Source organism: Corynebacterium sp. LaCa_70 (assembly GCF_058182015.1).
On sequence record NZ_CP190914.1, the window covers coordinates 716,140 to 734,219 of the forward strand.

The following is an 18,080-nucleotide window of genomic DNA, read 5'->3' on the forward strand; positions in this document are numbered from 1 at the left end:
GATCATTTTTATGGCCGTGGCGCCATTTTTGTTTTTGATGGCATCATTGGGGGTATGACTATCCCAACCTTTACTCTGAATGATTCCACGACCATGCCGCAGCTTGGTTTGGGAACCTACAAAATGGATTCCGAAGACGTGGGACGAATCGTGCGCACAGCCGTCGAGCTTGGCTACCGGCACTTCGACACCGCACGTCTCTACAACAATGAAGAAGCTGTTGGGCGTGCATTGAACGACGCGATCAAAGCTGGTGATGTCAAACGCGAAGAACTGTATGTCGTCAGCAAGCTGTGGCACGATCAGCACGGTAATAAAGAAGCTAAACAGGGCTTTGCGGAATCGTTGCGCAAACTGGACCTCGGTTATCTTGACAACTTCCTGATCCACTGGCCCTACCCACAGGGTGGGAAGTACGTGGAAACCTGGGAATCGCTCTTGGAGATTCGCGAGACCGATGAATTGGTTTCTGCAGGTGTGGCGAACTTTAATGCTGAACACCTGCAAGCGCTGGTTGATGCCACCAATACTGCGCCAAGCCTCAACCAGATTGAATTGCACCCGGGCTTTCACCAGCCAGAGCAGTTGGCTGCTAATGAACAGTTGGGTACACGCGTAGAAGCGTGGTCGCCGCTGGCACGAGGCATTGTGCTGAACAATCCACAACTGGAAGCGATTGCAGACAACGTCGGGGCGAGCGTAGCCCAGGTCGTTCTGCGCTACCTGTTGGATAAAGGCGTGTCCGTGGTTCCGAAAGCCTCGTCGCGTGAACGCTTGGAGCAAAACGCTGGTGCGTTAGCTGTGCAGTTGTCCGCGCAAGATACGGAAACGATTGATTCCTTGGCCGGTATGCCAGGCTTTGGCCGTATCTTTGGCGACCCGGAGGTGTTCCCGCACGAGTCGTAATCGTTGAAGCAGAGGTAGTCGCTGCAACGCTAGAATTTGCACGGTATTAGCCCGCCCAGGACGTAGTTCCCGGGCGGGCTAATGTTTTAGAGTAAAACTCTTCGATTCGCGTTAAGCTCGATCGCATTTTTGTCAGGGGACTCACATATATTTTTTAGCTTGAGTTGAGGCTCCAGATGGGGGAGGGGTGGGAACAGGTTTGTGCAGGTCGCAGGATTGGCGGGGGTGATTTCTTTTAGGAAACTTTTCTGTGATAGGGGTTAAGTTATTCCTCAATCTGTAAGAAAGGTAACATGTGTGTCGCAGGAAATTGCCGCACTCACGCAATTGTGTGAGTGGTGTTTCACAGTGACGTGAACAGGAACGTGACGTGTAATCGTCGCACCAGAAGTAATAGGAGAGAAAATGGCAGGAGCTCCTTCCAATCAACCCCGGCGTAAAGCTACGTCCGAGGAATTTATTGAGATGAGCAAATCAGAAGAATTTGCTGATCTGAAGACCCGTTTTCGGGGGTTTACTTTCCCTGCGATCATCATCGCGCTGTTGTGGTTTTTCGCCTTCCTTGTTGTCGCTACGTTTTTCCCAGAAGCAATGGCGATTGAAATGGGCGGTGGCTTCAACATTGGCTTAGTACTCGGCATCCTTCAATTTGTTACGACCTTCGTGATTACCTGGATGTATGTGAAATTCGCTAATAAAAACCTGGAACCGCGGCAGGCGGCTATCCGCGAGAAAATGGAGGGCTAAACTATGTTTACCGCTTCGCTTGCACAAGCAAGCACGAACGTCTCCACCGTGGCCCAGGCAGCAGCTGACGAAGGCCTTGACGCTGGTAACCCGTTGATCAATATTGCCGTGTTTGCGGCATTCATTATTATCACGATGACAATCGTGACCTGCGTTGGTAAAACCACCTCGGAGGCATCGGACTTCTATACCGGTGGTGGACAGTTCTCCGGACGCCAGAATGGTCTGGCGATTTCTGGTGACTATCTCTCGGCCGCATCCTTCCTGGGAATTGTTGGTGCCATCGCGTTGCACGGCTACGACGGATTCCTATATTCCATTGGATTCTTCGTCGCCTGGCTGTTCGCTTTGCTGCTCGTCGCAGAGCCAATGCGTAACGTCGGTCGGTTTACCATGGCGGACGTGCTCTCGTTCCGCTTGCGGCAAAAGCCGGTACGCCTGGCAGCCGCTATTGCGACCGTGTTCGTTTCGTTGTTCTACCTGGTCGCACAGATGGCCGGCGCAGGTTCGCTGGTCTCGGTTCTCCTGGGGCTCGACGACAAGGTGTGGCAGTATGTGACCGTCGGCATCGTTGGTCTGGTCATGACTGCCTACGTGTTGATCGGCGGAATGAAAGGCACCACCTATGTGCAGATGATCAAGGCCGTGTTGTTGGTAACCGCCGTTGTCATCATGATCATTCTGACCTTCATTATTGCTGGTGGCGGGTTTACCACCCTGTTCGACCAGGCAGTGGAAACGCACCGCAACTCCGCGTACCTGGCAGAACGTGCCTATGAGGCAGAAGACATCATGAAGCCTGGCCTGAAATACGGCACGGATATCTGGACGCAGCTGGACTTCATTTCTCTGGGCGTTTCCTTGATCTTCGGTGTTGGTGGTCTGCCGCACGTGTTGATGCGCTTCTACACGGTTCCAACTGCGGTTGAGGCTCGTCGCTCCGTGACCTGGGCGATCGTTATCATCGGCTCCTTCTACCTGATGACCCTGGTTCTGGGCTACGGTGCGGCTGCATTGGTTGGTCCGGATGCCATCATGGATGCACCAGGTACCGCTAACGCAGCTGCTCCACTGCTGGCATTGGAGCTGGCAGGACCAATCTTTATGGCCGTGGTTGCTGCAGTTGCCTTCGCTACCGTGTTGGCCGTGGTCGCGGGGCTGACGATTACCGCCTCCGCGTCCGTGGCACACGATATTTATGACGCTGTGTTGCGTGACGGCGAAGCTTCGGAAGAAGCCCAGGTGCGCGTTTCGCGCATTACGGTAATCATCATGGGTGTTGCCTCTGTCATCCTGGGTATCTTGGCTATGGAACAAAACGTGGCATTCTTGGTCTCGCTGGCTTTCGCTATCGCGGCTTCTGCAAACTTGCCGACGATTTTGTACTCGTTGTATTGGCGTAAGTTCAGCACGAATGGCGCCGTTGCCTCGATGTATACCGGTTTGATCAGCTCGTTACTGCTGATCTTCTTGTCGCCAGCGGTTTCCGGTACGCCTTCATCCATGGTTCCTGGTGCGGACTGGGCAATTTTCCCATTGACCTCGCCGGGTCTGGTCTCCATTCCGTTGGCCTTCCTCGCCGGTTACCTGGGCACCGTATGGTCCAAGCCGGACAACCTGGATCACTTGGCAGCCGAAATGGAAGTTCGTTCGATGACCGGTGTTGGCGTTGAAGCACCAGTTGATCACTAAGTAGGTGATCGGCAAGCAGAAAGCTGCGGTTGAGCGCCCGAGCCGGTAAGCAAAACTGGTTGCCACAATGGCTTGCTCATAGCCATCTGTTTCGCGAATCCCTTAGCGTAGATCTGCGCTAAGGGATTCGCGCTTTTGTAGGATATGTATTTGTGACGCGTTCAAATAGTTCAAAGAGGCCACGCCAGACTTCGACCAGCCCACTGTTATCGGGTGTCAAGGGCTTGAGTTGGCTCTGCTTGGTTGTTGCCGTGGTGGTTTTTATTGTGGCCGCAACCACGGGTACACACAGCGGCACCAGCGCCTCACATCTTGCGATTAGCCCCAACGGACAACTTTCGGATTCACGCGCCATCGATGCTACCTCGCAAGCAAATTCCGCAGCTCAAAATTCGGAATCTTCGTCTGCACAGCGTAATTCCCGTGACTCACGTGGTAGTTCCGAGCTGACCGCAGACAGCAATATCTTGCGGCCAACAAAGATTGATTTTGTGGAAAATCAGCAGGGGAGCCAATTCACTCTGTATCGCTTCTCGGATAATTCGAAGTTGGGTAGCACTAGCGACCGTATGGCGCGCCCTGCGCTGTCACTTGCGAAGCTGTTTATCGCCGAATATGTCCTGGACAACGGTACCGCTGCCGAAAAAGAGCTTGTTGATGCGATGATCACAGAATCTAGCGATGCCGCCGCTGATCAACTGTGGGCACTTTATCCAGAAGCAATCGATGAAGTAGCAGAAGATTACCGGCTGTTTTCTACCCGCGCCGGTGATCGATGGGGATTTTCGGTGACCTCCACGTATGACGTCGTGAGTTTTATTGCGCAATTAAAGGATGAAGACCCGAAGCATCCGCTGTTAGAGATGATGAAACGCACGGTTCCCGTTGCTGCGGATGGTTATGAGCAGGATTTCGGCACCGCGAAGCTACCAGGCGTGCAGGGCTCAAAGTGGGGCTGGTCGGATGATCGGACTTTGCACTCTTCGGTATCGTTCGGAAAAGATTTTGTCGCAGCCGCAGCCATCACTGGCAGTGCCGATGATCTGTCCGAAATCGCCGAGAAGCAGTTTATTTCGTATTTGAAATAACGCTGTTCACCCCTGGCTGCTGTCGATCCGGACGGATTCATTGCGGGCTAAATGATGTTAGGATAAATTTGTAATCCACATCATATTTAGACCCGAAAGGATTCGCGTCACATCATGATCGAACACGAAGTGCGAACTAGGCCTTCTGCAGAAGACTTCCCGTATGAGGAGCACTTGGCGCACAAGATCGCCACGGTTGCAGCTGATCCAGTAGAGGTTCCGGCCGACACCGCTGAGATGATCAAGAACAGGCTGATCGATAACGCATCGGTCGCGATGGCTTCACTAGTTCGTCGTCCTGTTACCTCGGCGCGCACCATGGCCACCGCGCACCCGGTCAGCGATGGGGGAGCGACAGTGTTCGGTGTGGACGGCACCTACTCTGCAGAGTGGGCTGCTCTAGCTAACGGCACCGCGGTGCGTGAGCTGGACTTCCACGACACTTTCTTGGCTGCGGAATACTCGCATCCAGGCGATAATATTCCACCGATTTTGGCTGTCGCCCAGCACAAGGGGCTCGACGGCAAAGCCTTGATCCGCGGTATCGCTACCGGATATGAAATCCAGGTCAACCTGGTCAAGGGCATCTGCTTGCACGAGTTCAAGATCGACCACGTTGCACATCTCGGGCCTTCTGTAGCCGCAGGCATCGGAACCATGCTGAACCTGGACGTCGACACTATTTACCAGGCTATTGGCCAGGCGCTACACACCACCACGGCCACCCGCCAGTCTCGCAAGGGCTTGATCTCGTCCTGGAAAGCCTATGCCCCAGCATTTGCCGGCAAGATGGCAATCGAAGCTGTCGACCGTACTATGCGTGGGGAGGGTGCACCGGCGCCGATCTGGGAAGGCGAAGACGGATTTATCGCCTGGATGTTGCATTCTCCAGACAAGACTTATACGGTTCCGCTGCCGGATAAGGGCGAAGAAAAGCGTGCAATCCTGGAAACCTATACCAAGGAGCACTCCGCGGAATATCAATCGCAGGCACCGATTGACCTGGCCCGTCGGATGAAAAAGACCTTGGAAGACAAGGGCCTGGATATCGCCGATATCGAATCTATCGTGCTGCACACCTCGCACCACACCCACTATGTCATTGGTACCGGTGCCAACGATCCACAGAAAATGGATCCGCATGCGTCTCGCGAGACCTTGGATCACTCGATCATGTACATCTTCGCGGTAGCACTGCAGGACGGCGACTGGCATCACATCGACAGCTACGCACCTGAGCGTGCGCAGCGGGAGGACACCGTCGAGCTGTGGCACAAGGTCTCGACCGTGGAGGACCCAGCGTGGACGAAGCGTTACCATTCGACTGACCCGAACGAAAAAGCGTTTGGTGCCAAAGCTGTCATTACTTTTCACGACGGCACGGTTGTGGAAGATGAAATGGCTGTCGCCGATGCCCACCCACTTGGCGCCCGTCCATTTGAGCGGGAGAACTACCGCACGAAGTTCCGCACCCTAGCAAAAGGAATCGTTTCTGAAGAAGAACAAGAACGTTTCCTGGCCGCCGTCGACAACCTAGAAAACCTCACCGATCTGCGGGAGCTGAATATTCAGGTTTCTGATGACGTGCTGGCTCAGGCGCCACAGACTCCGAAGGGGATTTTCTAATGGCAGGACTATTTTCTTCCGAGACCACTGCAAACCAGAAGCGGAAAAATTTTCGTGAATCTCTGAATGCACCGCAGATCACTACGTTGCCGGGAGCCTTTAACCCGTTGACTGCGAAACTCATTGAAGACATTGGTGGCTTCTCGGGCGTTTATGTTTCCGGTGCTGTGCTTGCTAATGACCTTGGATTGCCAGATATTGGCTTGACGACGCTCACCGAGGTCGCACAGCGTTCTGGCCAGATCGCGCGGGCGACTGAGCTCCCGGTGCTGGTTGATGCTGATACCGGTTTTGGTGAACCCATGTCGGCAGCCCGCACGATCGCCGCGCTGGAAGACGCAGGACTGGCAGGTTGCCACCTGGAAGACCAGGTCAACCCGAAGCGCTGCGGACACCTGGACGGCAAAGAAGTTGTGTCGACGGAGTTGATGGTGCGCCGCATCTCAGCAGCTGTCGGCCAGCGGCGCGATGAAGATTTCGTGATCTGTGCCCGGACTGACGCCGCGGGGGTCAACGGCATCGATGATGCTATTGATCGGGCGAAGGCCTATGCCGAAGCCGGGGCAGATCTGATTTTCACCGAGGCGTTGCGTACCACGGAAGACTTCGAGAAATTCCGTGCGGCCGTCGACACGCCTTTGCTGGCGAATATGACGGAATTTGGCAAGACCGAGCTGCACAACGCTACAACGTTGGAATCCATTGGCTACAACGCCGTGATCTGGCCGGTTTCGTCGTTCCGGGTTGCTATGGGGGCGACCGAACGCTTCCTGCGCGACCTCAACGAGGGCGGCGACCAGAAATCCTGGTTGGACGATATGCAGCACCGATCGCGGCTGTACGAACTCGTGCGCTACGAGGACTACAACGCTTTCGACCAAGACGTATTCACCTATTCACCGGAGCAGAACCTGTGATCTAAACGATCAACACGGCGTGCAGGTCAGCATCGCCGTTCTAGCAAAAGCTCAGGAAGGAGCTTGTAATGACTACCAATTCTGAAATTCGTAAGGGCCTGTACGGGGTCGTGGCAGATTACACCGCGGTCTCGAAGGTAATGCCAGAGACCAACTCGTTGACTTATGCTGGCTATCCGGTGCAAGAGTTGGCGAAGCACTGCAGTTTTGAAGAAGTAGCCTATTTGCTGTGGAACGGTGAGCTACCTGACTCCGGGCAGCTGGAAGAATTTGCTGCTTCCGAGCGTGAATTACGCGGCCTGAGCGATGCAGAGATCAACTTGATTGAATCGATGCCGAAAGATGCCCACCCGATGGACACGCTGCGCACGTTTACTTCGTTCGTGGGGCAGTTCGATGAACATTTCACACGCGATGCCGACCATATCCGTGAGATTGGGTTGCGTCTGCTCGCGAAATTCCCCACGGCAGTCGCATTGGATATCCGCCGCCGTAAGGGCAAAGGATATGTCGAGCCAGCAAAGGATAAAGGCTTCGCGGAGAACTTCTTGTGGATGGTTTTCGGTGATGACGATGATTCTCCCGCGTTGCAAAAAGAAGCCATTCAGGCTTTTTGACCAGTCGTTGATTCTCTACGCTGAGCACTCTTTTAACGCCTCGACGTTTAGCTCGCGCGTGATTACCTCGACGACTTCCGACGTATATTCTGCCGTCACCGGTGGTATTGGTGCGCTGAAGGGCCCACTGCACGGTGGCGCAAACGAAGCCGTGATGCACAATATGCTGGAGATTGGTGATCCAGCTCAGGCAGAGGAGTGGTGCAAGAACCGCTTGGACAACAAGCAAGTGGTCATGGGGTTTGGGCACCGCGTGTATAAAACTGGGGACTCCCGCGTGCCGACGATGGAAGCCGCGTTCAAGAAGCTCGCGGCTAACACTCCTGGTGCGGACAAATGGGTCGAAATGTACGACATCATGGCCAAGACGATGGAAGAAAACACGTCCATCAAGATCAAACCAAACCTGGACTTCCCAGCTGGCCCGGCCTATTACCTGCTGGGCCTGGAAATTGAGTTCTTCACCCCGATCTTTGTGATGGCTCGTATCACCGGCTGGACCGCTCACATTTTGGAACAGTACGAGAACAACTCCCTGATCCGGCCGCTGTCTGCCTACAACGGGCCGGAAGAACGCTCAGTGCCAGCTGCTCCAGCTGCTTAGCAGACACTCTGCAGCTGCCCAGCAGAGGCTTGTAGTCTAGTAGCCTACAGCCCAAACTGCTTCGCGAGGTGCGCGTTATCCTGTGCGAGTTTTAGCAACTCCTGCAGGGTGCGCGCACCTTGTTGTAGTGCAGGGTCGGAACTAAGTTTCTGCAATTCGGCAGCGCTAGGGATTACGTTTGAGCTGCCTGGGATAGCAGGGGAAGGGCCCGGCTGGCCAGGCTGTTGGCCCTGTGGGCGCGCCTGGTTGTTGCCGTTGCTCTGGTTATTCTGTGCGCCCTGACCAGCACCCGAAGGAACGCCTGGCTTCCATTGGCCCCAATCCCGGGCATAGACGTTGTTGATGTCGCAGACCACACCGCCGATGGTTTGCTGCTTATTCTGCGGCAGCTGATGAATCGTGGTGCGCGGGTGAATCTTGCCGCCCGAGCCCCAGTCATGCATCCAGAAATACGATCCGATGCCGTCTGCGATGGCCCAGTCGATGACGTTGTAGTTGCCGTAGATTCCGGCGGAATAACCGGATGCTTTCAGCAAAGCTTCGAAGGCCCGTAGGTAGGGTGCGATCAAAGAATCGTATTGCGCGCGGGTGGGATTGTCGTCAATCGCGATATAGATAGGACGGCCGGTGGGACCACCTGCGCTGCGGTGCAGCGCGATTGCTTTTGGTGCGTGCGTCGCAGCGCCCAAAGCTCCCTGTTTCCAGTCCGCGGTTTCGGCGCGGCCGAATTGATATACCGAGGCGGTTTCCAGGCCGAGTGCTGCCAGGTTGGTGGTTTCGGTAGCGCTGACGGGTTTACCAAGCATCCAATCTGCACCGGGGCGGCGCTCCGATACGTAACGCACGGCGCCGAGGAATCCACCGTCTTTAATGGAACGTGCCGACGGTACACCGGCTGCGTAGTCCAGTACTCGGCCCACAACCGGGCCAGGGCCGTTCGCCGCTGCAGCACGTGGGGCGGTAATGCCGGTGCCAGCGGTGGCGAAGGCACCAGCAATCGCGAGGGCGCCGGTGGTGCGGAATAAGGAACGTCGGCTGAAATTGCGCGGGCTATTCATCGAGATTTCTCCAATCAGGAATAAACATTCGCCACAACAATAACAGTAGTAACAGAAGTTTCGGGGTTAAAACGCGAATATTGGCGCACTAAGTTGTGCGATACCAGACTTGGGAGGCGGGATGAAGATAAAGAATCCCAGAGAAAAAGAAAATGTGCCCCAGAGAAGATTCGAACTTCCGACACCGGCTTTAGGAGAGCCGTGCTCTATCCCCTGAGCTACTGGGGCCAACACTGGCCGGTCATCCCCGGCCAGCCATTAGCTTAGCGCACGTGAAAAATCCGGGCGAATGCACCGGTGTGCCGCCGGCGCAAGCCACACTCTTCGCGGCAGGCAGTAAAATTTTAGCCTTGGAGTTCTTCCAGCTTCTTCGCTACGTCACCGGCAGGTGGGTTGGTCATTGAGGAGCCGTCGGAAAACAGCACCGTTGGGATGATGCGGTTGCCGTCGTTGACAGACTCGATCCACGGGTTGGCGTTTTTGGCTTGGCCTTCTTCCGAGTCTGGATCGATCACCGCAAATGGGGTGCCGTTGGCTTCCAAATCACCGATCAGCTTGCGGCAAAACGGGCACCAGCTGGCAGCGAAGACGGTGACATCGTGGGAGGTTTCTGGGGTTTGTACGTCAGACATTTAGGCTGCGGCCTTTCGTTCGTAGGTTAAGAATCGATATTTCAGTGGTAAATCACTGGGCTCATGTCCCGGAATCTGCAGGTGCCCGTGTGCGGAGACCTGCCAGTCACTGTCTGCAACTAACCCGAAATCTTCGGGAATGTCCGGGGCATACACGGCCCGCTGCCCGTAAATGCTACCAATATTTGCCCCCATCAGGGTGATCTCCACACGATCGACATCGCCCAAGGTAGCTTCGTAGACTTTGCCACCTCCCATAATCCAGGCGGTGTGCAGCTGCGCGACGTCGGCAAGAGCACGAATAACCTCCGCGCCAGCCGACCAGGTTCCGGGGCTTGCCGATGACAACACGTAATTATCCCGGCCGGGCAGCGGACGGAAACGCTCGGGGAGCGACTGCCACGTCTTGCGTCCCATGATCACCGGCGCACCCGTGGTGATTTCTTTGAAATGCGCGAGATCCTCCGGCACGTGCCACGGCATCGCCACGCCATCGCCAATGATCCCGTCGAGTGATTGCGCCCAAATTGCTCCCAACATCGCCGTTACACCGAAACCTGGGCTGTGATCGCTGGGTGCGGGTCATAACCGTCGACGGAGATATCGGAAAAATCGTAATCGAAAATGCTGGCCGCCTGGTTTAGACGCAGCTGTGGGTAGGCGCGCGGGCTGCGGCGCAGTTGCTCGCGAACCTGCTCAACATGGTCGTTGTAAATATGGCAGTCGCCACCGGTCCAGATCAGCTCGCCGACGTCCAGGCCAGCTTGCTGGGCGAACATGTGCGCCAGCAGTGCGTAGGAAGCGATATTAAACGGCACTCCCAAAAATAGGTCCGCACTGCGCTGGTACACCTGCAGCGAGAGCTTGCCGTCGGCGACGTAGAGCTGAAACAGCAGGTGGCACGGCATCAACGCCATATCATCGAGTTCGGCAACATTCCACGCGCTCACCACCATCCGGCGTGAATCTGGGTTCTCGCGCAGATCCTGTACTGCTTGGGCAATCTGGTCAATGTGTCCGCCGTCTGGGGTTGGCCACGAGCGCCATTGCACGCCATACACCGGGCCTAATTCACCGTTGTCATCAGCCCATTCGTTCCAGATACGTACACCGTTATCGCGCAACCATTCCACGTTAGAATCACCACGCAGAAACCACAGCAGTTCGCCGATCACCGCGTGGAAATACACCTTCTTCGTGGTCAACAGTGGGAAAGATTCCGCCAAGTTGTACCGCAGTTGCCGGCCAAACACGCTGGTAGTCCCGGTGCCCGTGCGGTCGTGCTTAGCGGTGCCGTTGTCTAGGACATCACGCAGCAGATCCTCGTAGGGAGTGGGGATTGCGGTGCTGGTGCGGTTATTATTAGGGGTCGTCGACGGCGTAGTCATGGGCCATAGTTTACTAGCGTGTGGCCAGGCCGTGTGCTCTCAATAGATCCACCGCTCGTGCGCAGCAGACCCACCGCTCATGCGACGCCGACAACATCTCAATAGCTGCCGTTGGCTGCCTGGTAGTCCGCGATATGTCCGAGCATGTCGTCGGCAAGCTCTTTGCGGCAGATCAACAAATCTGGAATATAGGTATCGGCTCGGTTGAACCGGTGCTGTGAACCGTCCAAGCGGCTGACGTGCAAACCGGCAGCCTGCGCCACACCGACTGGGGCAGCCTGATCCCATTCGAACTGTCCGCCGGAATGGATATACGCGTCGACGTCGCCAAGCAGTACTTTCATTGCTTTTGCCCCGGCAGAGCCCAGCCGTACGGTCTCTAGGTCCATGTGCTTGCCGACGTAGTCAGCAATTTCTGGCGGGCGGTTGCGCGACACCACGATGCGCCGTGAAAACGGGCCGGATACCGCGCGGACATCTGACGAGCGGAACACCACTCCGAGATCCGGCAGTCCGACGGCAGCATGCAATGGCACCCCGTCTTCGACCAACGCGATATGCACCGCCCAATCTTGCCGCCCAGTGGCAAACTCCTTCGTGCCATCCAACGGGTCGACGATCCAGACGCGTCTTTTCTGTAGCCGCTCGGGATTATCCTTGGCTTCTTCCGATAAAAAGCCGTCGTCTGGGCGGTGTTGCGCGAGCACGCGTGCGATCCAATTTTGCGCCAGCTCGTCGCCAGCCTCGGCGAGTTCCTTATCGCGCAGCAAACCAACCCCGCGGATCCCTTTGAGGATTTCCCCGGACCCTTGGGCTAAAAGGTTGGTCAGCCGGACATCTGATAACGCGCCTGTCATGCCCCATACTGTAGCCGTAGAGTAGTCATCATGTCCGATGACGTCCTGTCCCGTTTCAGCCCGCCGGTAGCAAGCTGGTTTCGTGAAGTTTTTGCGCAGCCCACCGACGTCCAGCGCCAAGCCTGGCAGGCGGTCTCGGAAGGGAAAAACGCGCTGGTGGTGGCGCCGACTGGTTCCGGTAAAACCCTGGCGGCGTTTTTGTGGGCTCTTAACGGGTTGAGCACTGCTGGTGGGCAGTTAACCCTGCCGGTCGCAGACACGAAGACATCGCTTGCCGACGCCGACAAGCCCGGGGGCTCCGAAACGCCCGGGAAAGCCGACGAGCCCGATGGCGCTTCTAAGTCCGGGATCGCAGCTAAGCCCGGCGTCACAGTGCTGTATATTTCTCCGCTGAAAGCCCTGGGTGTGGACGTCGAACGAAACTTGCACGCCCCGCTGACAGGCATCGGCCGCGTCGCACAGCGCATGGGCCACGATGTGCCGTCGGTCAGCGTCGGTGTGCGCAGTGGTGATACCCCGCAAGCAGAACGAGCCCGGCAGCTACGCCGCCCGCCGGATATTTTGATCACCACCCCAGAATCGGCTTATCTCATGCTCACAGGCAAAGCCGCGGGCATTCTTTCTACCGTCACCACCGTCATCGTGGACGAAATCCACGCGCTAGCAGGTAGTAAGCGCGGTGTACACCTGGCGTTGACGCTGGAACGCTTGGCACGTGTGGCTGGCGACCCGCAACGTATCGGGCTGTCGGCTACGGTGCGCCCGATCGAGACCGTGGCGCAGTTTCTCGGGGGCGACCGTGAGGTAGAAATCGTCGCCCCGCCAGCGAAAAAATCGTGGGAGCTGGCCGTGCGGGTGCCGGTGGACAACATGGCGGATCTGCCGGTGCCGGAACAGGCCTCCACGATCGGGGAGATGACCGTGGACGATCCGCTGGGCTTGAGCAGCGGTGGCGCACCCGGTGCGGGCAACGGTGCGGCGGACAACGGTGCGGCGGGGGCCGGAGAGGAGACACCGTCTTTTGCGAGCGATTCCGCCTTGCCGACGGCGAAATCCATCTGGCCACATATTGAAGCCGAGCTCTACCAGACCATCATGGGGCAAAATTCCACTTTGGTGTTCGTCAACTCCCGGCGGACCGCAGAACGGCTGACCTCGCGGATCAACGAGCTATATGCCGCTGAGCATGCCCCGGAATTGCTGTCGGCGCCCACGCGCCGGGATCCCGCGCAATTGATGAAGCACACCGATACCGCCGGTGCCGCCGCATCGGTGATTGCCCGCGCGCACCATGGTTCAGTCTCGAAAGACGAGCGCGCCCAGACAGAATCACTGCTCAAGCAAGGTGCGTTGAAAGCCGTGGTGGCTACCAGCTCGCTGGAACTTGGCATTGATATGGGGGCAGTCGACCAGGTGGTGCAAGTAGAATCTCCGCCGTCGGTGGCTTCTGCGCTGCAGCGAGTCGGGCGCGCAGGCCATAGCGTTGGTGCGGTATCTCGGGGGGATTTTTACCCGAAACATCGCGCGGATTTGGTGCAAACTGCGGTGACCGTCGGCAGGGTGCAACCCGGTTTGATTGAAAAGATCCATGTTCCGCGCAACCCGCTGGACGTGTTGGTGCAACAGACCATCGCTGCGGTGGCGGTAGAAGACCTCGACGTCGACGAGTGGTTTTCCACTATTTGCCGCGCCTACCCGTACCGGGACTTGGACCGCGACGTCTATGACTCCGTGCTGGATTTAGCCAGTGGAATCTATCCCAGCACCGATTTCGCAGAGCTCAAACCCCGGATCGTTGTTGATCGAGTCGACAACACCTTGTCCGCCCGGCCAGGGTCACAGCGCGTGGCCGTCACCAGTGGCGGTACCATCCCGGACCGCGGCATGTTTGGCGTCTTTTTGGCTGGTACGACGGGGGATTCCACGGGCGCGGCTGGCACCGGTGCCAGTGGAGCTGGCAAACCTATCCCGCGCCGGGTCGGTGAGCTCGATGAGGAAATGGTCTACGAATCCCGCGTGGGCGACGTATTCACCCTGGGGGCAAGTAGCTGGCGCATCGAAGACATCACTCGTGATCAGGTGCTGGTTACCCCTGCCCCGGGCCATACCGGACGTCTGCCGTTTTGGAGCGGCGATCAATTAGGCCGCCCCTACGAGCTCGGCCTGGCTCTGGGGGCTTTTCGACGCCATGCCCACCGTGAGCGTGACAAAGCCTTAGCTGACTTGCCGCTGGAAGAGCGCGCACGCACCAACCTGCTGGGCTATCTGGATGAGCAGTACGAGTCCACCGGGTTGATCCCGGATGAGAAAACACTGGTCCTGGAGCGTTTCCGCGATGAACTGGGGGATTGGCGCGTCGTCTTGCACACCCCGTTTGGCCGCGGCGTGAATGCTGCGTGGGCGCTGGCGGTAGGCGCGCGGATTGCAGAAAACACCGGCATGGACGCCCAAGCTGTCGCTGGTGATGACGGCATCGTGTTGCGCGTGCCGGAAGGCGACCACGATCCCGATGCTTCGTTATTTATTTTTGACGACGATGAAATCGAAGAAATCGTGACTACCCAGGTGGGCAATTCGGCGCTGTTTGCCTCACGGTTTCGCGAATGCGCGGCCCGTGCGTTGTTGTTGCCCCGGTATGACCCGGGCAAGCGCGCACCGCTGTGGCAACAGCGACAAAAAGCCGAGCAACTGCTTGATGTAGCCCGCAAGTACCCGTCATTTCCCATCATCCTGGAAACCGTGCGTGAATGCTTGCAAGATGTCTATGACCTGCCAGCCTTGCATGAGGTCACCCGGTCGATTGCTCAGCGCACCATCCGCATCGCGGAAGTTACAACCGAGCAGCCGTCGCCGTTTTCCTCGTCGCTATTGTTCAATTACACCGGCGCATTCATGTACGAAGGCGATAGCCCGCTGGCGGAAAAGCGCGCTGCTGCGCTGTCACTGGACCCGAGTTTGTTGGCAAAGCTGTTGGGCACCGTGGAGCTGCGGGAATTGCTGGACCCCGATGTCATCGTGGAGGTGCACCAAGCCCTGCAGCACACCACCCCGGAGCGTCGGGCACACACAGCCGAACAACTCGCCGATATACTGCGCCGGATTGGCCCGATCCCGGTTGACCAACTCGCCGAGCATGCCGAGATCTCCCTGGAACAGGCCCAACGCGAACTGGGTGCGCGCGTGATGGTGCTGCGCATGGTCGGGCACGACCACCTAGCACAGAGCAACGATGCAGCATTATTGCGCGATGGTTTGGGCATCCCGGTGCCACCCGGGATACCCGCACAAACAGAAACTATCGACGATGCGCTAGCACAACTACTGAAACGCTGGGCGCGCTCGCGCGGGCCGTTCGTGTTGCGCGATGCCGCGGATGCCTTCGGAATCAGCATTTCCAGCGCCTGGCATATCGTGCAAACACTTTCCGGCAGCGGCGAATTGGTAGAAGGTCACTACCGCCAAGGCATCGACGAGCTGGAGTATTGCGCAGCCGGGGTGCTCAAGCGCATCCGCTCGCGCTCATTAGCGGCAGCCCGTAAGGCGCTGCGCCCGGTCAGCGCGTCCGGCTTCGCACGCTTTTTGCTCAGCTGGCACCAGATCACCGATGCACCGTCCGAGCTGGGCGGGGAGGATGCAGTATTTGCCGCCATCGAACAGCTAGCCGGGGTACGCCTGCCAGCCAGCGCCTGGGAACAATTGGTGTTGCCTGCCCGCGTGCCAGGCTATAGCCCGCGGTTTTTGGATGAGCTGACTAATAATGGCGAAGTCTTGATCCGCGGGGTGGGCCAAGCTGGGCGCAACGATCCGTGGATTATGCTGCTGCCCGCCGAATACGCCGCCCAACTCGCCCCGCTGGACGACGCATCATCCGATACGTCTGGGCTGACGCACGTGCAAGAAGCCATCGTGATGGTTTTGAGCAATGGCGGCGGTTATTTATTTGCTGACATCGTCGAACAGGTAAACCGCGCAGGGACGCTGAGTTTCGATGATCATTCTGCACACAGCACGCCGGCACCGCAGCAATTCACCAGCGAGACCGTGCGCGCGGCACTGTGGGAATTAGTGGATCTGGGAATGGTGAGCCCCGATAGTTTTGCGCCATTGCGCACGCGATTAGCTGGTGGGGCAAGCCGGGCGCACAAGGCAAAGCGGCAACCGCGGCGTTCGCGGCTGCGGATGGGGCGTACTAGTTTTGCTACCAGCCAGCATGCGCGTTCCGGTCAGTCCACACCGCCGGATATGGTCGGGCGGTGGGCGCTGACGGTGCAGCCGGATCGCGACGCCACTGCGCGTTCGGTGGCCCAGGGTGAGGCCTGGTTGGATCGTTATGGGGTTCTCACCCGGGGAAGCGTGGTCGCCGAGGACGTCACCGGTGGATTCGCCTTGGCGTATAAAGTGCTCAGCGAGTTTGAAGCCGCGGGAAAGGCTCAGCGCGGGTATTTCGTTGAGGGGTTGGGTGCCGCGCAGTTTTCTACGCCCTCTGTGGTAGACCGGTTGCGCGGTGCCGATGATGCCCCAGATGTGCACGGGTGGCCCTCCGGGACCACAGACCCTGATGTCGTCGTTCTTGCTGCGACCGATCCAGCCAACCCGTATGGCGCGGCACTGGACTGGCCACAGGCTGATGGTGCTGGTGACAGCGCTGATTCTGGTGAAAGCGGTGCTGCTCGTACCGGCTCACGTCCTGCACGGTCTGCCGGGAGCCTAGTGGTGCTTGCCGACGGGCTGTGCCTGGCGCACTTGAGTCGCGGCGGGAAAACCTTGACGACGTTTTTCGACGCACTCCCGGAAGGCATCGATGCCGATCCGGCACAGTTGCTTGTCGACGCTGTGCATGCTGCGCTGGATGCGGAATGGATCCGCCCGCTGACCATTGAAAAGGCGAACGGCGCGGCCATCCTGGGAACCCCATTAGCGCTAGCGATGCGTAAATACGGCGCTAAACTCAGCCCGAAGGGGCTGCGGTTGAGCAGGTGACTGAAGCCGGTGCCTGAGCTGATGTCTGAAGCCGGTGCAGCAGCCAAGAACCGAGCCGGTAAAGCTGTGAATTACTACACCAGGAGGTGCGCGCACAATGCCAGAAGGCGATTCCGTACTGCAGTTGTCGCAGAGGCTGCAGTTTCTCGTCGGCAAGACCGTCACGCGTACCTCGATCCGCACCCCGCGCTTCGCGAACCACGATTTTTCCGGTGCCCAGTGCCAGAAGATCTGGCCGTATGGAAAGTATCTGTTCATGCTCTTCGATCAACAGATCCTGGCCACCCACTTGAAAATGGAGGGTTCGTGGGCGATGCATTTAGCTGGGGACAGGTGGCGCCAACCAGCCCATACCGCCCGGGTGGTGCTGCGGTTTGCTCATCAACCGCGCGATATCGAAGTCGTGGGGCACCAGTTGGGATTGGTGCGGGTATTCCCGGCAACAGAATACGAGCGGTTTATTGGTGATCTCGGCCCGGATATTCTTGCCGACGACTGGGATAACCACGGCAAAGTCGAAGCGCTGCGCCGCATTGTGGCGCAACCGCAGCGCCCGATTGGTACCGCGTTATTGGATCAAACCAACCTGGTGGGTATCGGCAACGAATACCGTGCAGAGGTGTGTTTTCTTGCTGGCCTGCACCCAGCTAGCCGCGTCGGCGTGCTAGATACGGCGCGAGTGTCCGAGATCCTGGATATTGCACGCCGCATCATGTGGGTGAATAGAAACGAACCGGTGCGTGTGACCACCGGAATCAAGCGTGCTGGGGAGACAACCTACGTGTTCGGTCGTAACAACCGGCCGTGTCGGCGCTGCCGAACCCTGATCAAGCACGATTCTTTGGGCGGGCCGGACCAGAAAACTCGCGGCGGGATCGATGGCGAGCTAGAACGCATCATCTGGTGGTGTCCGCACTGCCAGCCGTTGGTCGGCCCCCAAACAGATTAAGTCGCGGGTTGGTCCGGGC

General features: G+C 57.7%; 15 protein-coding genes and 1 tRNA gene. 10 read left to right on the forward strand and 6 right to left on the reverse strand.

Annotated features, from left to right (window positions below; all coding sequences use genetic code 11):
- Positions 1-54 precede the first annotated feature (54 nt).
- The 8 genes from ACP8MI_RS03220 to ACP8MI_RS03255 all read left to right on the forward strand — a co-directional run bounded on the left by ACP8MI_RS03220 (position 55) and on the right by ACP8MI_RS03255 (position 8,197).
- A complete protein-coding gene (locus tag ACP8MI_RS03220) occupies positions 55-906 on the forward strand; it encodes an aldo/keto reductase (protein ID WP_049150482.1) in 852 nt (283 codons plus the stop codon).
- Positions 907-1,371: 465 nt separating this feature from the next.
- Positions 1,372-1,653 (forward strand): DUF485 domain-containing protein, encoded by a 282-nt coding sequence (locus ACP8MI_RS03225; RefSeq protein WP_018121179.1) that lies wholly within the window; start codon positions 1,372-1,374, stop codon positions 1,651-1,653.
- 3 nt (positions 1,654-1,656) lie between these two features.
- Complete coding sequence (locus ACP8MI_RS03230; protein ID WP_049150484.1) at positions 1,657-3,345, forward strand: solute symporter family protein; 1,689 nt, start codon at positions 1,657-1,659, stop codon at positions 3,343-3,345.
- Between the two features lie 152 nt (positions 3,346-3,497).
- The gene (locus tag ACP8MI_RS03235; RefSeq protein WP_249606413.1) at positions 3,498-4,433 is read left to right on the forward strand and encodes a hypothetical protein; all 936 of its coding nucleotides are present in this window, start codon (positions 3,498-3,500) and stop codon (positions 4,431-4,433) included.
- Between the two features lie 114 nt (positions 4,434-4,547).
- Complete coding sequence (prpD, locus tag ACP8MI_RS03240; protein ID WP_239211820.1) at positions 4,548-6,059, forward strand: 2-methylcitrate dehydratase PrpD; 1,512 nt, start codon at positions 4,548-4,550, stop codon at positions 6,057-6,059.
- Complete coding sequence (prpB, locus tag ACP8MI_RS03245) at positions 6,059-6,976, forward strand: methylisocitrate lyase (RefSeq protein ID WP_239211819.1); 918 nt, start codon at positions 6,059-6,061, stop codon at positions 6,974-6,976. The genes prpD and prpB overlap by 1 nt, the downstream gene beginning before the upstream one ends.
- Before the next feature lie 68 nt (positions 6,977-7,044).
- Positions 7,045-7,593, forward strand: coding sequence for a citrate/2-methylcitrate synthase (locus ACP8MI_RS03250; protein ID WP_490290706.1), 549 nt, complete (start codon positions 7,045-7,047; stop codon positions 7,591-7,593).
- On the forward strand, positions 7,550-8,197 hold the full coding sequence (locus ACP8MI_RS03255; protein ID WP_490290707.1) for a citrate/2-methylcitrate synthase: 648 nt from the start codon (positions 7,550-7,552) through the stop codon (positions 8,195-8,197). The genes ACP8MI_RS03250 and ACP8MI_RS03255 overlap by 44 nt, the downstream gene beginning before the upstream one ends.
- A gap of 44 nt (positions 8,198-8,241) precedes the next feature.
- On the opposite strand, the gene ACP8MI_RS03260 is transcribed toward ACP8MI_RS03255, so the two are convergent.
- The 6 genes from ACP8MI_RS03260 to ACP8MI_RS03285 form a co-directional block, all read right to left on the reverse strand.
- A complete protein-coding gene (locus tag ACP8MI_RS03260) occupies positions 8,242-9,255 on the reverse strand; it encodes a DUF1906 domain-containing protein (RefSeq protein WP_239211817.1) in 1,014 nt (337 codons plus the stop codon).
- Positions 9,256-9,410: 155 nt separating this feature from the next.
- Positions 9,411-9,483, reverse strand: a tRNA-Arg gene (locus tag ACP8MI_RS03265).
- Positions 9,484-9,599: 116 nt separating this feature from the next.
- Positions 9,600-9,887, reverse strand: coding sequence for a glutaredoxin domain-containing protein (locus ACP8MI_RS03270; protein ID WP_018121186.1), 288 nt, complete (start codon positions 9,885-9,887; stop codon positions 9,600-9,602).
- Positions 9,888-10,427, reverse strand: coding sequence for a dihydrofolate reductase (locus tag ACP8MI_RS03275; RefSeq protein ID WP_049150493.1), 540 nt, complete (start codon positions 10,425-10,427; stop codon positions 9,888-9,890).
- 5 nt (positions 10,428-10,432) lie between these two features.
- Positions 10,433-11,275 carry a thymidylate synthase gene (locus ACP8MI_RS03280; RefSeq protein ID WP_284589921.1) on the reverse strand — a complete coding sequence of 281 codons (843 nt, stop codon included), beginning with the start codon at positions 11,273-11,275 and terminating at the stop codon, positions 10,433-10,435.
- Positions 11,276-11,373: 98 nt separating this feature from the next.
- Complete coding sequence (locus ACP8MI_RS03285) at positions 11,374-12,132, reverse strand: 3'(2'),5'-bisphosphate nucleotidase CysQ (protein WP_018121189.1); 759 nt, start codon at positions 12,130-12,132, stop codon at positions 11,374-11,376.
- Between the two features lie 30 nt (positions 12,133-12,162).
- Here ACP8MI_RS03285 and ACP8MI_RS03290 point away from each other — a divergent pair, with 30 nt between their 5' ends.
- Together ACP8MI_RS03290 and ACP8MI_RS03295 are read left to right on the forward strand one after the other, a co-directional pair.
- Positions 12,163-17,112 (forward strand): Lhr family helicase, encoded by a 4,950-nt coding sequence (locus ACP8MI_RS03290; RefSeq protein ID WP_284589920.1) that lies wholly within the window; start codon positions 12,163-12,165, stop codon positions 17,110-17,112.
- Positions 17,113-17,209: 97 nt separating this feature from the next.
- Positions 17,210-18,061 carry a DNA-formamidopyrimidine glycosylase family protein gene (locus ACP8MI_RS03295; RefSeq protein ID WP_239211809.1) on the forward strand — a complete coding sequence of 284 codons (852 nt, stop codon included), beginning with the start codon at positions 17,210-17,212 and terminating at the stop codon, positions 18,059-18,061.
- The last annotated feature ends 19 nt before the right edge of the window (positions 18,062-18,080 follow it).

What these genes read in the sequence shown, in the direction of transcription:
- ACP8MI_RS03220 (WP_049150482.1), top strand. Translation starts at nt 55, where the DNA reads ATGACTATCCCAACCTTTACTCTGAATGATTCCACGACCATGCCGCAG.
- ACP8MI_RS03225 (WP_018121179.1), top strand. Translation starts at nt 1,372, where the DNA reads ATGAGCAAATCAGAAGAATTTGCTGATCTGAAGACCCGTTTTCGGGGG.
- ACP8MI_RS03230 (WP_049150484.1), top strand. Translation starts at nt 1,657, where the DNA reads ATGTTTACCGCTTCGCTTGCACAAGCAAGCACGAACGTCTCCACCGTG.
- prpD (WP_239211820.1), top strand. Translation starts at nt 4,548, where the DNA reads ATGATCGAACACGAAGTGCGAACTAGGCCTTCTGCAGAAGACTTCCCG.
- prpB (WP_239211819.1), top strand. Translation starts at nt 6,059, where the DNA reads ATGGCAGGACTATTTTCTTCCGAGACCACTGCAAACCAGAAGCGGAAA.
- ACP8MI_RS03250 (WP_490290706.1), top strand. Translation starts at nt 7,045, where the DNA reads ATGACTACCAATTCTGAAATTCGTAAGGGCCTGTACGGGGTCGTGGCA.
- ACP8MI_RS03255 (WP_490290707.1), top strand. Translation starts at nt 7,550, where the DNA reads ATGATTCTCCCGCGTTGCAAAAAGAAGCCATTCAGGCTTTTTGACCAG.
- ACP8MI_RS03260 (WP_239211817.1), bottom strand. Translation starts at nt 9,255, where the DNA reads ATGAATAGCCCGCGCAATTTCAGCCGACGTTCCTTATTCCGCACCACC.
- ACP8MI_RS03270 (WP_018121186.1), bottom strand. Translation starts at nt 9,887, where the DNA reads ATGTCTGACGTACAAACCCCAGAAACCTCCCACGATGTCACCGTCTTC.
- ACP8MI_RS03275 (WP_049150493.1), bottom strand. Translation starts at nt 10,427, where the DNA reads ATGTTGGGAGCAATTTGGGCGCAATCACTCGACGGGATCATTGGCGAT.
- ACP8MI_RS03280 (WP_284589921.1), bottom strand. Translation starts at nt 11,275, where the DNA reads ATGACTACGCCGTCGACGACCCCTAATAATAACCGCACCAGCACCGCA.
- ACP8MI_RS03285 (WP_018121189.1), bottom strand. Translation starts at nt 12,132, where the DNA reads ATGACAGGCGCGTTATCAGATGTCCGGCTGACCAACCTTTTAGCCCAA.
- ACP8MI_RS03290 (WP_284589920.1), top strand. Translation starts at nt 12,163, where the DNA reads ATGTCCGATGACGTCCTGTCCCGTTTCAGCCCGCCGGTAGCAAGCTGG.
- ACP8MI_RS03295 (WP_239211809.1), top strand. Translation starts at nt 17,210, where the DNA reads ATGCCAGAAGGCGATTCCGTACTGCAGTTGTCGCAGAGGCTGCAGTTT.